The organism is Variovorax ureilyticus (assembly GCF_037889935.1).
Lineage (GTDB): Bacteria > Pseudomonadota > Gammaproteobacteria > Burkholderiales > Burkholderiaceae_C > Variovorax > Variovorax ureilyticus.
This window is the reverse complement of record NZ_JBBKZU010000005.1, coordinates 212928-227722: the sequence shown is the minus strand read 5'-3', so window position 1 is coordinate 227722 and position 14795 is coordinate 212928. Positions and strand designations below refer to the sequence as shown.

The 14795-nt window shown below is 61.9% G+C and carries 13 protein-coding genes; 4 read left to right on the top strand and 9 right to left on the bottom strand.

Annotated elements, in window-relative coordinates; translation table 11 throughout:
- Positions 1–50: 50 nt before the first annotated feature.
- Positions 51–1436 (bottom strand): aminopeptidase P N-terminal domain-containing protein, encoded by a 1386-nt coding sequence (locus tag WKW77_RS13445; protein WP_340357344.1) that lies wholly within the window; start codon positions 1434–1436, stop codon positions 51–53.
- Positions 1437–1681: 245 nt separating this feature from the next.
- Here WKW77_RS13445 and WKW77_RS13440 point away from each other — a divergent pair, with 245 nt between their 5' ends.
- The gene (locus tag WKW77_RS13440) at positions 1682–3628 is read left to right on the top strand and encodes a hypothetical protein (protein ID WP_340357343.1); all 1947 of its coding nucleotides are present in this window, start codon (positions 1682–1684) and stop codon (positions 3626–3628) included.
- Positions 3629–3685: 57 nt separating this feature from the next.
- On the opposite strand, the gene WKW77_RS13435 is transcribed toward WKW77_RS13440, so the two are convergent.
- Positions 3686–4375 carry a nucleotidyltransferase family protein gene (locus tag WKW77_RS13435; RefSeq protein WP_340357571.1) on the bottom strand — a complete coding sequence of 230 codons (690 nt, stop codon included), beginning with the start codon at positions 4373–4375 and terminating at the stop codon, positions 3686–3688.
- 14 nt (positions 4376–4389) lie between these two features.
- Positions 4390–4779, bottom strand: coding sequence for an adenosylmethionine decarboxylase (gene speD, locus WKW77_RS13430; protein ID WP_340357342.1), 390 nt, complete (start codon positions 4777–4779; stop codon positions 4390–4392).
- Between the two features lie 101 nt (positions 4780–4880).
- Between speD and tkt the strand changes: the two genes are divergently transcribed.
- Positions 4881–6920, top strand: a complete 2040-nt coding sequence (gene tkt, locus WKW77_RS13425) for a transketolase (RefSeq protein WP_340357341.1) — start codon at positions 4881–4883, stop codon at positions 6918–6920.
- A gap of 47 nt (positions 6921–6967) precedes the next feature.
- The gene (gene gap, locus WKW77_RS13420) at positions 6968–7969 is read left to right on the top strand and encodes a type I glyceraldehyde-3-phosphate dehydrogenase (protein WP_340357340.1); all 1002 of its coding nucleotides are present in this window, start codon (positions 6968–6970) and stop codon (positions 7967–7969) included.
- Between the two features lie 178 nt (positions 7970–8147).
- On the opposite strand, the gene WKW77_RS13415 is transcribed toward gap, so the two are convergent.
- Positions 8148–8456, bottom strand: a complete 309-nt coding sequence (locus WKW77_RS13415; RefSeq protein ID WP_340357339.1) for a putative quinol monooxygenase — start codon at positions 8454–8456, stop codon at positions 8148–8150.
- A 91-nt stretch (positions 8457–8547) separates the two neighbouring features.
- On the bottom strand, positions 8548–8970 hold the full coding sequence (locus WKW77_RS13410) for a VOC family protein (RefSeq protein ID WP_340357338.1): 423 nt from the start codon (positions 8968–8970) through the stop codon (positions 8548–8550).
- 115 nt (positions 8971–9085) lie between these two features.
- Here WKW77_RS13410 and WKW77_RS13405 point away from each other — a divergent pair, with 115 nt between their 5' ends.
- On the top strand, positions 9086–9733 hold the full coding sequence (locus WKW77_RS13405) for a TetR/AcrR family transcriptional regulator (RefSeq protein WP_340357337.1): 648 nt from the start codon (positions 9086–9088) through the stop codon (positions 9731–9733).
- On the opposite strand, the gene WKW77_RS13400 is transcribed toward WKW77_RS13405, so the two are convergent.
- From WKW77_RS13400 to WKW77_RS13385, 4 genes are all read right to left on the bottom strand, one after another.
- Positions 9730–9951, bottom strand: a complete 222-nt coding sequence (locus tag WKW77_RS13400; protein WP_422823185.1) for an oxidoreductase-like domain-containing protein — start codon at positions 9949–9951, stop codon at positions 9730–9732. The genes WKW77_RS13405 and WKW77_RS13400 overlap by 4 nt on opposite strands.
- A 394-nt stretch (positions 9952–10345) precedes the next feature.
- Positions 10346–11575: an MFS transporter gene (locus WKW77_RS13395; RefSeq protein WP_340357336.1), complete on the bottom strand. Its 1230-nt coding sequence runs from the start codon at positions 11573–11575 to the stop codon at positions 10346–10348.
- Positions 11565–13142 (bottom strand): carbamoyltransferase C-terminal domain-containing protein, encoded by a 1578-nt coding sequence (locus tag WKW77_RS13390; RefSeq protein WP_340357335.1) that lies wholly within the window; start codon positions 13140–13142, stop codon positions 11565–11567. Before WKW77_RS13390 ends, WKW77_RS13395 begins: the two co-directional genes overlap by 11 nt.
- Before the next feature lie 9 nt (positions 13143–13151).
- Complete coding sequence (locus WKW77_RS13385) at positions 13152–14255, bottom strand: SagB/ThcOx family dehydrogenase (RefSeq protein WP_340357334.1); 1104 nt, start codon at positions 14253–14255, stop codon at positions 13152–13154.
- Between the last annotated feature and the right edge of the window lie 540 nt (positions 14256–14795).

Genomic DNA, 14795 nt, shown 5'->3' with positions numbered 1-14795 from the left:
ACCCCGGCGGCCCGGCAGAGCCGGTTCCGCGGGGTTCCTGGCCTTGAGGGTCAGCCCCTCATCAGGGCTTCGATCTCGTCGGCCTTGACCGGCACGCCGCGGGAGATCAGCTCGCAGCCGGTTTCAGTCACGATCGCGTCGTCCTCGATGCGGATGCCGATGTTGTGGAACTGCTCCGGTACGCCTTCGGCAGGCCGCACGTAGAGGCCCGGCTCGATCGTCAGCACCATGCCCGGCTTCAGGATCCGGCTCGGCCGGTTCTTGATGACCTCGTTGGACAGCGGATCGCGGCGTTCGCTCACTTCTCCGACCTGCGAGGGCTCGACGTAGCTGCCGCAGTCGTGCACGTCCATGCCCAGCCAATGGCCGGTGCGATGCATATAGAAAGGGAAGTAGGCGCGCTTTTCGATCACGTCGTCCACGCTGCCCACCTTGTTCGCGTCGAGCAGGCCCAGGTCGAGCATGCCCTGCGACAGCACCTTGACCGTCGCTTCGTGCGGGTCGTTGAAGCGCTGCCCTGCCCGGGTCGCCGCGACGGCGGCGTCCTGGCTCGCGAGGACGAGGTCGTACAGCGCGCGCTGCGGGCCGGTGAACTTCCCGTTGGCCGGGAAGGTGCGGGTGATGTCGCTGGCGTAGCCGTCCAGTTCGCAGCCCGCATCGATGAGCACCAGCTCGCCGCCCTGCACCGGGGCTGTATCGGCCCGGTAGTGCAGCACGCAGGCGTTGGCGCCGGCCGCCACGATCGAGCCGTAGGCCGGGTACTGCGACCCGCCGAGGCGGAATTCGTGCAGCAGTTCGGCGTCGAGGTGGTACTCGCGCACGTCCTTGCCTTCGCGCAGCATCCGCGCGGACAGCTGCATCGCGCGGACGTGGGCCCGGGCGCTGATCTGCGCGGCGCGGCGCATCACGTCCTGTTCGTGCGTGTCCTTGACCAGCCGCATTTCATCGAGCGGACCGCACAGGTCGCGCTGTTCCTCGGGGCACAGGGCGCCGAAGCGGACCCGGGCGCGGACGGCGGAAAGCCAGCCATCGACGCGAGTTTCCAGCCCCTTGTGCGTCGCGAACGGATACCAGACCACCGACTTGTTCTCGAGCAGGCGCGGCAGGCGCGTATCCAGCTCTTGGACGGAATAAGCCTCGTCCACCCCCAACGCGGCCGGCGCGGCTTGCGGTCCCAGGCGGTAGCCATCCCAGATTTCGCGCTCCAGATCCTTCGGCGCGCAGAACAGCGTCGACTTGCCGTCGCCGGTCAGCACCAGCCACGCGTTCGGCTCGGCGAAGCCGGTCAGGTAATAGAAGTAGCTGTCGTGCCGGTACAGAAAGTCGCTGTCCCGGTTGCGCTGGCGCTCGGGAGCGGTCGGAATGATCGCGATTCCGTCGGCGCCTAAATAAGTAGAAAGATGTATACGACGGGGGGCTTGATGATTTGTGGTCATAACGTCACTATTCGCTACCGTTGTAAGTGCTTCCCAAGAGGGCTGAAAAACACGAAGAAAGTGTTTGCAAGATGGTTTGCCCGTAGGACCCATCCCACGTAAAAAACGACCACTTGTTATCTTGGAGGTGTTTTTTGTTGAAAGTTATCCATAAGAGCGCCATTTTGCTGTCATTTGGTGCTATCGCGCTGGCTGGGTGTGGTGGGGGCGGCGGCGGTGGTGGCGGCGGCGGAAGTGCCGCAGCCGTGAGCGCAGCCGCCGCGGCTGCTGCTGCGTCGACAGCGGCGTCGCAGAGCGGCAGCGCTTCCACAGGCTCGGTCCTCGGTACGAACCCCCAGACGACGACATTCTGCGGTTCCCAGAGTACCGACATTGTCGACAGCGCGCTGAACATCGTGCCGGCGCAGTACACCGCGATGGCGGGCCAGTTGAGCAAGGATGCCGGGATCGCCTACCGCTACGGCCCCGACGCGACGGCCTGCGGAACCGCCGGTACCGGCGTGGCGCTGTACAAGCGGGGGGACACCCAGCTCACCTCGCCCGCCCCAAGCTACCCGTTCTGGTGGCAGGTCGGCCAGGTCTCCGGCAGCGCCGGCTCCTACTCGTCGAACCAGGGCTCGATCGCCTTCGTGGCCGACAACACGGCGCAACGCGTGGGCGTGGCTGACATCCAGATCTCGAACACCATGTACGGCGTGTTCGCCCAGTTGCCGCAGCTGAGCTGGACCCGCGCGGCGGTCGCTGGCGGCGGCATCGACAGCGTCACCGTCATGGGCTACCGCGAGCAGGGCATCGTGAGCAGTGATCCTGTCGCCACGGCTCGTTGCACTGGCACCGCCTTCTGCTCCGAAGGCCTTGTCGCCTTCCAGAACGGCGTCATCGGCACGGTCGGCAGCAACACCGCGAGCAACCGCACCACCGTGCAGCTGCCCGCCAACAAGGTGCCGACGTCCATCGCCATGACGAACGACAGCGAGTTCGCGCTGGTCACGGTGTGGGACACGCAGGCCCTCAAGGGCCAGGTGGCGGTCATCGCGCTGGCCGGCCTGTGCGACAACTGCGACCCCTACGCCAGCGCCGGGAGCACCGGCCGCGCGGCTTGGTACAACTGGTGGCAGGAGTGGATGGGCGTCTACCCGGGCCTGGCGAACATGGGCAACATCGCCTTCATGAAGATCCTGGGCTACATCGACCTGCCCGGCATCAACGCGCCGACCGAGATCGCCGTCACGACGGGCATGGACCAGTACAAGACGCTCTACCAGACCGGCTCGCAGGTCGGTCAGTTCGTCGGCCTGGACAACTCGCCCCTGACGACCGCGACCAACTGGCAGAAGTTCGCGAGCGGCGGCTCCCTCTACTACAACTATGCCAAGGGCGGCGTGGCGGTGGTGATCTCCAAGTCGGAGCAGAAGGCCGCGTTCATCGACCTGAAGCCGCTGTTCAGCTACTTCAACGGCATGTACTTCAGCTCGAACGTGAGCCAGACGACCAACTTCGGCCAGGCGGCCAACCAGTGGCCGTTCACCTTCGACGTGCAGGCTTCGCAGAAGCCGACGGTGGTCAAGACGGTGTCGCTGGGTGCGCGTCCGACCGCGGTGAAGACGACGATGACCGAGAAGTTCGCGACGCGGGCATGGATCGCGACGCAGGACGGCACGCTGCACATCTACAGCCTGAATGGCTTCGCGCCGGGTGACGGCTACAACATGACGGCCAACCCGCCGGCGAGCAACATTGCCGAAGTGGGCACCGTGACCGGCATCGGCCGCAATCCGACGTCGCTCGCCACCTCCAGGGGCGAGCCGCCCGGCAGCAGCGTCGACCCGAGCAACCAGCAGGTCATCGTCGCCTCCCGTGGCGACAACAAGATCAACTGGGTGCGCTTCGCTTCCAACGGCAACAGCGGCAGCATCGTTCGCACGATCCAGCACAACGAGATGAAGGATCTGATCGCGGTCGAGGACTCGGACAACTTCGCCAACCAGGGCTACGTGCTGAGCGCGCTCGACTACACGGGCAAGGCGGTGCGCAACTACCGCTACGGCCCGGTGATCTTCCATGACGGCGGCGCGTGCCCGGCGCCCAATGGCTGCGCGGTCAACGCGATCAACGGCGCCGCGGTCGAGTACGGCGGTGCGATGGCGCTGCCTGGCAAGCCCTTCCAGATGAATTCGGCCAACGTGCCCTGACGCTGGATTCGAAAGCTCCGAAACAGGACGGCCCGCCTCGCGCGGGCCGTTTTCTTTTCATCGATTGAGTTCCGCCAGCCGCTCGGGGGTGCCGACATCGGCCCAGCGCCCGGTGTAGAGCTCCGCGCCCACGAGGCCGGATCGCATCGCGTCGCGCAGCAGGGGCGCCAACGCCGCCTTGATGCCCAGCGGATTCCCGGCTTCGATGTCGCAGCGCGGGGGGGCGAAGAACGCGCTGCGGTACAGCGCGATCGTCGAGAAGGTGTACTTCTGCGCCGCCTCGTTCAGTGCGCGACCGTCGTCTGCAAGGCCGAAGTCGCCCTTCGGGTTGTGCGCCGGATTCGGCACCAGCCACAGATGGGCGAGATACCGGCTTGCCACGAACCGCTCCACCGCCTCGCGTGTGAAGCGGAAATCCGGCGCGAACACGTCGCCTGCGGCAACCCAGAAGACGTCGCCCAGCATCGGCAGCGCGCGAACGATGCCGCCGGCGGTTTCGAGTGCGCCGCCGAAGTCCTGGCCCTCGTGCGAGTAAGCGATGGTGCATCCGCCGAACCGATCGCCGAAGCGCGCCGGGATCTGCTCGCCGAGCCATGCGGTGTTGACCACCAGCTCGGTGAAACCGCCGGCGGCCAGCGCCTCGATCGGCCATTGCATCAGGGGCTTGCCCGCGACTTCGAGCAGCGGCTTGGGCGTGGCGTCCGTCAGCGGCCGCATGCGCTCGCCGCGCCCGGCGGCGAGGATCATCGCCTTCGCGTTCGTCATGCGGTTTCGGCCTCGATCGAGCCGCGCTGCAAGGCGTGCCGCTCGGCGTGCTGCGGCTTGAAGAGCGTCTCCAGCGATTCCATGACCGCCCTCGCCTTCGCCGAATGGTCGCCGCCGAAATTGCACACGTAGACATCGAGCGTGACGCCGCGCTGTTCGGGCCAGGTGTGAACGCACAGATGCGATTCCGCGAGCAGCACCGTGGCCGTGACGCCGCCGGGCCCCTGCGATGTGGCAGGGAAGGCGTGAAAGAGCTCGCCGACCACCTGGAGTCCGGCCGATTCCGCCGCATCGACACAGGCCGCGCCGAGCGCCTCGCCGTCGAGCAGCCAGTGCGCCGCGCAACGGCAATCGTGAAGATCGGCGGTGAGGTGCAGTCCATGCATGGCCGGCACTCTAGCAGCCCATCGGCGGCCCGCCGGGAGGGGTCGCGACCTCGCCCGCTAAAATGCCGGGTTCCCCCTAACTTGCTCCCAGGAAGCCACAGATGGCCAACCAAGCCTTGATGGCCAACGCGATCCGCGCGTTGGCAATGGATGCCGTACAACTCGCAAACTCGGGGCATCCGGGCGCACCCATGGGAATGGCCGACATGGCCGTCGCGCTGTGGGGCGAACACCTCAGGCACAACCCGGCCAATCCGCACTGGTTCGATCGCGACCGCTTCGTGCTGTCGAACGGCCATGCCTCGATGCTCATCTACGCGGTGCTGCATCTCGCGGGCTACGACCTGCCCCTCGAAGAATTGAAGCATTTCCGCCAGCTTCACAGCAAGACCGCAGGCCACCCCGAAACCGGCATCACCCCGGGCGTCGAGACGACCACCGGCCCGCTGGGCCAGGGCATCACCAACGCGGTCGGCTTCGCCCTCGCCGAGAAGCTGCTGGCTTCGGAATTCAACCGCAAGGGCCACGACATCGTGGACCATCACACCTACGCCTTCCTCGGCGACGGCTGCCTGATGGAAGGCATCAGCCACGAAGCGGCGGCGCTCGCGGGCGCCTGGAAGCTCGGCAAGCTGATCGCGCTGTACGACGACAACGGAATTTCCATCGACGGCCCGGTCAAGCCCTGGTTCATCGACAACACCGAGGAACGCTTCAAGGCCTACGGCTGGCACGTGATCGGCCCGATCGACGGCCATGACGTCAAGGACGTCTCCAAGGCCATCGAAAAAGCCAAGAAGCACGACGACAAGCCCACCCTCGTCATCTGCAAGACGCAGATCGGCAAGGGCAGCCCGAATCGCGCCAACACCGCCAAGGCCCACGGCGAGCCGCTCGGCGCGGACGAGATCGGCCTCACCCGCAGCGCGCTGCAGTGGACGCATGCGCCCTTCGAGTTGCCGGCGGCCGTGTACGAAGAGTGGGATGCGAAGGCCGCCGGCGCGAAGGCCGAAGCTGCCTGGAACGAGAAGTTCGCCGCCTACGCCCAGGCGTACCCCGATCTCGCGGACGAGTTCACCCGCCGCATGAAGGGCGAACTGCCCAAGAACTTCCACCAGACGGCGCTGGACACGATCGTCGCCGCGCACACCAAGGCCGAGACGGTCGCCTCGCGCAAGGCCTCGCAGCTCGCGCTCGAAGCCTTCACCGCCGCACTGCCCGAACTGCTCGGCGGCAGCGCCGACCTGACCGGCTCGAACCTCACCAACACCAAGAGCACGCCGAGCCTGCGCTTCGACGACAACGGCCATGTGGTGCGCAGCGAAGGCAACGAGCAGTTCCCCGACGGACTGCCGGGCCGCCACATCAATTACGGCGTGCGCGAATTCGGCATGGCCGCGATCATGAACGGCGTGGCGCTGCATGGCGGCTACATCCCCTATGGCGGCACCTTCCTCACTTTCAGCGACTACAGCCGCAACGCGATCCGCATGGCGGCGCTGATGAAGCAGCGCGTGATCCACGTCTTCACGCACGACTCCATCGGCCTCGGTGAAGACGGCCCGACGCACCAGTCGATCGAGCATGCCGCGTCGCTGCGCCTGATCCCGAACCTCGATGTCTGGCGCCCCGCCGACACCGCCGAGACCGCGGTGGCCTGGGCCGTCGCGCTGCAGAACGCCAGCCGCCCGACCGCGCTGCTGCTGTCGCGCCAGAACCTGCCTTACTCGCCCAAGAGCGACCTGAGCGACATCAACAAGGGCGCCTACGTGCTTGCCGAACCGCAGGGCGGCAAGAAGGCGAAGGCCGTCATCATCGCGACCGGCTCCGAAGTGCAACTCGCGCTCAAGGCGCAGGAGCTGCTGGCCGCGAAGAAGATCCCGGTGCGCGTGGTCTCGATGCCTTCGACCACCGCCTTCGACCGCCAGAGCGTCGACTACAAGAAGAGCGTGCTGCCGCAAGGCGTGCTGCGCGTCGCCGTGGAAATGGGCGCCACGGACGGCTGGTGGAAGTACGGTGTCGCCGCCGTCGTCGGCATCGACACCTATGGCGAATCGGCGCCCGCGGGCGTGCTGTTCAAGCACTTCGGGTTCACGGCAGAGAACGTCGCTGCCACGGTCGAAGCAGCGCTCAAGCGCTGAGGCTTTGACCGCCTCTTTCGGTTTTCAATCATCCAGGAGCAAATGACATGGCTATCAAACTCGGTATCAACGGCTTCGGTCGCATCGGTCGCAACGTGCTTCGCGCCGCGGTGCAGAACTTCAAGAACGACATCGAGATCGTCGCGATCAACGACCTGCTCGAACCCGACTACCTGGCCTACATGCTCCAGTACGACTCGGTGCACGGCCGCTTCCAGGGCGAGATCAACGTCGAAGGCAACACGCTGATCGTCAACGGCAAGAAGATCCGCCTCACGCAGGAGCGCGACCCGGCGCAACTGAAGTGGAACGAAGTCGGCGCGGACATCGTGCTCGAATCCACCGGCCTCTTCCTCACCAAGGAAACCGCGCAGAAGCACATCGACGCCGGCGCGAAGAAGGTGCTGCTGTCGGCCCCCAGCAAGGACGACACGCCCATGTTCGTCTACGGCGTGAACGACAAGAAGTACGCCGGCGAGGCCATCATCAGCAACGCGAGCTGCACGACGAACTGCCTTGCGCCGCTCGCCAAGGTGCTCAACGACAAGTGGGGCATCAAGCGCGGCCTGATGACCACCGTGCACGCCGCCACCGCCACGCAGAAGACCGTCGACGGCCCGAGCAACAAGGACTGGCGCGGCGGCCGCGGCATCCTCGAGAACATCATTCCGTCGAGCACCGGTGCTGCCAAGGCCGTCGGCGTGGTGATCCCCGAGCTCAACAAGAAGCTCACGGGCATGAGCTTCCGTGTGCCGACCTCCGACGTGTCGGTGGTCGACCTGACGGTCGAGCTTGAAAGCGCCGCGACCTACAAGGAAATCTGCGCCGAGATGAAGGCGCAGAGCGAAGGCGCGCTGAAGGGCGTGCTGGGCTACACCGAGGACAAGGTCGTGGCCACCGACTTCCGCGGCGACCCGCGCACCTCGATCTTCGACGCCGAAGCCGGCATCGCGCTCGACGGCACCTTCGTCAAGCTCGTGAGCTGGTACGACAACGAGTGGGGCTACTCGAACAAGTGCCTCGAAATGGTCCGCGTGATCGCGAAGTAAGCCGCGTCAGGCCCAGCCAAGAAAAACGCGCCCCTCGGGCGCGTTTTTTGTTTCCCGGGCCGCGCAGCAGGCCTGTTCCGAGGCACCCGCGGAACCGGCTTCGCCGGGCCGCAGGGGTGCGCCCCCTTGAGGGGGTGCAGAGCCACACGCAGTGGGCGAGGCTGGGGGTGGGCCGAGTTCAGGCGGGTTCGAGGACGTGGATCACGCGACTCTCGGTCCACTCCTTGGTCTTTGCGCCGTAAGCGGCCATGTGAGGGGCGGCGGCGTGGGCCTGCAGCGCGGCGAGCGTCGCCCACTTCTCGACCACCACGAACGTGTCCGGTCCGAAGGTGCCTTTTGACGCGGGCATGCCGGCGGCGTCCACCGTGGCGGTGTATTCGATGCAGCCTTCCTCGGCCAGCACGGCCGGCCGGTTGTCGCGGTAGGCCTCGAGAATCTTGTCGCGTTGGCCGGGCTTGGCGGTGATGACGGCGACGACGTGAATCATGGGCGGTGGCTCCTTGGGTTCTTAGGGATGGAACCGCCGAATGTACGGGCAGCCGGCCGCCCGCGCCTGTCGCCTCGGAGGCGCGCGGCGGTCAGGCGGCCTCGTGCATCACCACGACCATCCACGAAACGCCGAAGCGGTCCGCCAGCACGCCGAAGGCCGGGGAGAAGAAGGTCTTGCCGAGCGGCATCTGCACCTGCCCGCCATTGCCGAGACCGTCGAAGAGGCGCCTGGCCTCGGCTTCGTCCTTGGCGATCAGCGAGAGCGAAACGCCCTGGAACACCGGCTTGCCGTCCACGGTCATCCCGTCGGACGCCATCACCGTGGAATCGCCGACAGTGAAGGCCGAGTGCATGATCTTCTGGCCATCCACGGGCGCGCATCCGGGCGGCGGCGGTTCCGGGCTCTCGCTGAAACGCATCAGCATCGTGACCTGCGCGCCGAGCGTCTTCTTGTAGAACTCGAGCGCTTCTTCGCAGCGGCCGTTGAACATCAGATAGGGCTGGACCTGCATGGAGAACTCCTTTTCGATGGGATGGAGAGGATCGGATGGGGAAAGCGTTGCATTTGTGTACAACGTCCACAAGACCATAGCAAAGATAATGGACGCTGTCCACATGAAAGACCGCATGACCATCCGGGCCACCTCCGCGCCGCCTGCGCGCAGCACCTATCGCCATGGCGATCTCCGGCGCGCGCTGCTCCACGCGGGCGTCGAACTGGCGCGTGACGGCGGCCCCGAGGCCGTGGTGCTGCGCGAAGCCACGCGGCGCGCGGGTGTCGTTCCCAATGCGGCCTATCGGCATTTCGAAAACCGGCAGGCGCTCTTGCAGGCGGTGAGGGCGGCTGCGCTGGCAGCGGTCGCCCGCGCGATGGAGGCAGAACTCGCCACGCTGCGGCCGGCCCGCGACCCGGTGGCCTTCGCGCGCGCGACCGTTCGTGCGGTGGGCACCGGCTATCTGCGTTTCGCGCAGTCGGAAACCGGCCTCTTCCGCACCGCCTTCGCAACGCAGGTGGATGTCGAGGCACAGCCCGACCAGGCCAAGAGCGGCGACAGCGGGCTCAACCCTTTCCAGCTCCTCGGCGCTGCGCTGGACCGCCTGGTCGAAGCCGGCGCCATGCCGGCCTCGCGCCGTCCAGGCGCCGAATACCTGGCGTGGTCGACGGTCCACGGCCTCGCCATGCTCGTCATCGACGGCCCCTTGCGCGCCTTGCCGCGCGAGGAGGTCGATGCGCTCGGGCAGCGGCTCCTGGACATGGTTGAACAGGGCCTCTAGGCGCCCCGACCCTGCCCGAGCAGCGCCAGCGCATCGTCGCGCCACCATCCGAGTGCCGCGAAGTAGCCTTCCCAGACGCAGCCGTGGCAGCCTCGCGCGCAGCAGGTGGTGGGCTCGGGCGGCGGCGCGCGAAAGCCGGCGATTCCCTCGACCCGCAAGCGATTGCCGAGCTGTCGTGTTAGTTCGCGGGCCGAAGCGGCGTCAATGAGTTCTGGCACGGTCACGCGCTGATGCTAGTCCAGCGGGCTGCGGCACCCCATGCGCGACACGTGGCAACGGTGCTTCAAACGGACCACCGGCACTCCAAGCTTCCGGGCCATGGAGACACGCATGGAAAGTCGCAGCGCTCCCCGTGGAAGACAAGGAGCCGAAGAGAAGATAGTGCTGTCGTTCCCCCAAGCGATCGCAGCCGAAGGTCAGGTACCTGATCGGCCAGCCGGAGTGCCCGGCCCGGTGAGCATCCGCCGCCAATGGCGATGATCATCAACATCCCCGAGAGGGGAACTGCTCAGCAGGGTCGCCAAGCTCGCGGACCTGCTCTGGTGGTGTCGCTGTCGCATGACACCTGCAACGGCGGATCGACGGCTCTTGCGAGAGTCGAACATGACCGGCTTACGCAGCCTTACCAAAAGGCCGCGAAAAGTTTGCTTTCAGTCCCGTAATCGAGAGTCCAAGAAGCAACCAGGCAAATGCGGCCGCGACAACAAATGGCATGGACCAAGAGTGAGCACTAATCAGCCAAGCTCCGATGCTAGGTCCGGTCACCACGACGAGCATCTGCAAGCTACGGACTGAGGTACTAACCCGCCCCAACATTGACACGGGGCACAGGTTCTGCAGGTTGACGCCGCTACCAATCATGAACAATTCATAGCCCAGACCGTTTAACAACCATAAGACAACCAAGGTGCCAACCCCCGCATACTCCATATAAAAGCTCGAAATTACAGCCGCGCTGGTGATCGCGATGGTGAATATACCAATGCCGCTTCGTACCAGACTGGCAACCGTCGCATTTGCAAAGAAAAAACGGACCAGAAGGGCCCCGGTCACGGCGCCCACGCCGGTCGACGAGACCACGATTGAAAATGTGCGTGGGTTAAACCCCGAATGGGAAAGAAATCGCGCAAGATGAGGGTCGTAAACGGCCAGCGATAGCGAAATTCCCACGCTCAGTGCAATGGTGACAATCAGATTGCGGGGCAAATTCAGAATATCGCGCAGGCGGACCGGCGAATGCTTTTCACCCGAGGTTGGCGCTTTCCAGTGAAGTCCCGTTTTGCTCAATAGTCGCGGTAGAAGCGCTGCCGCAACCATCGTCATGCACGCCGAGAAAAGAAAAATAACCTGAGAATTCAAGAGCAACGTCAACGCTCCCGCAATGAGCGGGGTAACTATTTTTGACACCTGATCAAGGGCGCTGAGGCTGCTGAAATACCTGACGCGCTCGTTGGAGCCTACAAGACGATTGGTGATGATCGAGCTCGCAGGCCAGTAGCATAAATTCGCCAGACCCTTCAACAATGTCAGTGCGGCGAACGACCAATAGTTTGGCGCAAAAGCAATGGCTGCGGTCAATACGGAGCGAGCAAAGATTCCAAGATAGAGAATTCTCCGTGGATCAATTCGATCTAGGAATGCGCCAATAAATGGGCCTAGGAAAAGACTTGGAATTCCAAAAAGCGCTGCCAGGAGCGCGATTCTCGCAGGGCTTGCTTGCCACAGGAAAGACGGTATCGAAAAGATCAAGAAAACGTCGATCCACTGAGAAAACCCTGCAAGTGTCTGTACAGTCAAAAACCTTCCGGTGTGCGTTCGCTTGCCCCTTCTCTCAGCTGCCATGATGATTGGCTCTCAAAAAGATACTATCCTCGAATACGAAGCCATCGAGCTCGTTTTGAGCGCAAAATCGACTGAGATCGCTGAGGCGATTCAAAAATCCACTGCCGTTAAAATTGAGGGACGTATTGCAAAGCACAGGGACCCCGGAAACATTCTCCGTGGCACTGAGAAGCTCGTGCATGCGCGCATTTTGTCGGGCTGAAACAGATTGGGGGCGCGCTGAACCATCTACGTGGGTAACCGCAGGAATTGACTTGGAAATAACACGTCTGAATTCGAGCATATAGGGACTCGGCGAGGCAGGATAAAAATGATCGCTCATTTTTTCCTCGAGGCATATGGGAGCAATCGGGCGGAAACTTTCCCGCTTCTTGACCTGATTGAGCCTGTCCAGCATGTTTTCGGATGTGGCGACGGCCAGAATTGAACGAGCCCCTAAGGAGCGAGGTCCGATTTCATGCCTGCCCTGCATCCATCCGAGAATCGCGCCGTCATTTAGCAACCTGGCGACGGCGTGAGCGTCGTAAATGCTCTCGCGAAACCCCGCACATTGCACCAAATCCCGAATTGGAGTTTCGCCGGAATAGACATCCCATTGAATTTTGGCCCTGCCTGTCAACGAGAGCTGCGCATCAATAGCCGTGCCAATAGCGGAGCCACTGTCGTTCGTGCACGGCGGAACGAATACATCCGAGAATATGCCGCTGGCCTTCCAGCGTGAATTCCATTCGCAATTCAACCCGCATCCACCAGAAATCAATAAGGGGTGTCTATCTTTGACCAGTGGTCGAATTCTCTCTTCGAAAATCTGATACAAGCGATCAGATAGCAATTTGGCGAGATTTGCGAACTTGGGCGCGGTGACCCCGCAATTGTAGTATGAGGAGAAATTGAAGTCGTCTTTGAATAAGTCGTTTGCGCTGAGTGAAGGGTGAAGAATTCGATCGACCAGTGCAAGCCCTTCTTCGGGAACGGGAGTGTCAGAGGCATAGGCCGCGATGGCCATGAGCTTCCCAGCATCGCTTAAACGAACGGCCCCTCTATGCATCTTGAATTTGGGGTCCGCCAAGGCATACAGAAAGGCGTAGCGAATTCCGGGATCGGTCAGAATGTCCGCAAGCTTGATGACGTTGACTTGCGCATCAACAAGATAGAACGACCCGATATGACCTTCCCAGACTAATACATAGCAGGGATTGCCTTGTGCGAAAGGTGACAATCCATACGCGCAGAGAATATGGGATCGCTCGTGACTCGAAGAAAAATTGATGACTGGCTTACCCAACAGGCGTCCGGTTGAAAGAATGCCAGGATCGATTCCGCGATAACCGGCCCCTATGGGCACGCCAGTTGGATCTGGTCCGGCACTCCATCCCCCCGAAGCAATGACTGTAGGAATACGGGAGCAGTGTTCTAGTGCTTTCAAAAAAGTCCTTGGGCCGACCTCACCGTACCGCGGGCCATTGTCCTTTTCGCTTTCGAAAGAAAACTCGAGAACACCGTTTGCGATATAGGCAATCGCGCCGTCGTGGCCCGGATTGATGCCAAGAATTTTGATATCTTCCATACGATGTATTTATCTCTCAACAAAGCTGCTGGTAAATAGTTCACGACTTTCCCTCGAAAGAGAGCTCCCGCTTCCATGGCCAGCTCCAACCATTAGGATTGGATGTTCCAATTCTGGAGTGCACTGGAGCAGTTCGGCTATTTCGCTGTCATGGAAATAGCCCGTCATCCACGGATGGAGATGCTTCGAAGTTATGCAGAGATTTAGCGTTTGCGAGAGATGGCCAACATCCATGAGCATTGGCCGATAGGCTCTGGAATGCGGGTATTTCCACCACATTTTTTCCATCCGACATGTCATGAAAATTGCGAATGCGAGATCATTTGCCCATTGTTGGTTGCAAAGGTATGTGCCAATTGGATGCGGTGGAGGACCTTCGGTGACGATTTCCAATTTATGCTGTCGGGAGAGATAGTGGTAAATCCCCGTAGGCAAGCCCTCCACATTGATGGCCCAGAGATACGGCTCCGTGCACTGAAGCCCTCCGGCTGAAGGCGATGTTCGGCGAAAACCGTAGGTTTTAACGTTGGGTGGAATGGTCGGATCCGGCGCCCGTTGATCGCCAAACGCAACGAACAATAGATCCGACACATCGGTCAAACTGATGGCGGAACCATCGAAATCTCGACAAGTGCGGCGCTTCGCCAGCACCTCCCACAGCGACAGCGAGTGGAAGGATTCGAGGTCTGGCTTGGGAAGGTTGATCTGCAATCCGCCTTTGATGAGTTCGACCTCTGGTTCTCGGTCTGAAATAGATTCGCAAAAATCCGTATAGCTTTTCGTGTAGTCGAATGCAATCTGGTCAGTTAAACCAATTGCAGGCGGTAGCGGATGACATGTTCCGTAATGAAAAATGTGTGCCAGCCAGTCCCATTTCCAGGCTGAATTTGCGGAATGGTCCGTTAATACGCCGGCTTGATTTATTTCGCGATCTAGGATGGTGTCTCTTACGGTCGACCCTGTGGAAAAATCAATGAGTCGCAATAAGTGCGGGACACTCAGCTCAAATTGGCAATGCGACTTATAGTCCCAGAATATCAATTTGCCTTCGTGGATTTTTAGAAAATGCGAAGTGTTCAGCCAGTGTTGTTTATCGAGCGTGATCGTTGTCATCTTGGCGGCCTCCCTGGAAACTAAGCGAGCGATCAGTGATGATCGCTCGCGATGTCAATGTGAATGCTCGCTTGACGGGCATGTCACATTGCCGTGAGTGGAATTACCCGCGGATGAAATGCACTTGATATGCATTGTTCGACTGGCACTGCAGGCTCGATTCAATTTGAATTTTCTTCATGTTCAATCCCTTAAAAAATAACCATCCAATTGATGGCGAGTGGAGTCTATGCACGATATGGGATTTTGAAAAATGAAAAAATAGGTCAAAAGTTTTCAACTAATAGTTGATTGATCTTGAGATAAAATGGGAATGTTCTGTCCTATTGCCTGAAAAGTCGTGTCAATGCCCTGAGAGTCGAAGAAAGGGTGCCGAATTCATCGCGAGATGAGTCCTTATTGCGACGGCGGACACGCGCCCGCAGTAACTGGAGGCAGCATCGGGCTCCAGCCCCCGCACCTGGGCTTTGGCCGGCGTGAAGCCAGTGATGGACGCCTTCGAGCGCCTCCGCTTCGTCGGTCGCGGTGTGGCGGGGCAGT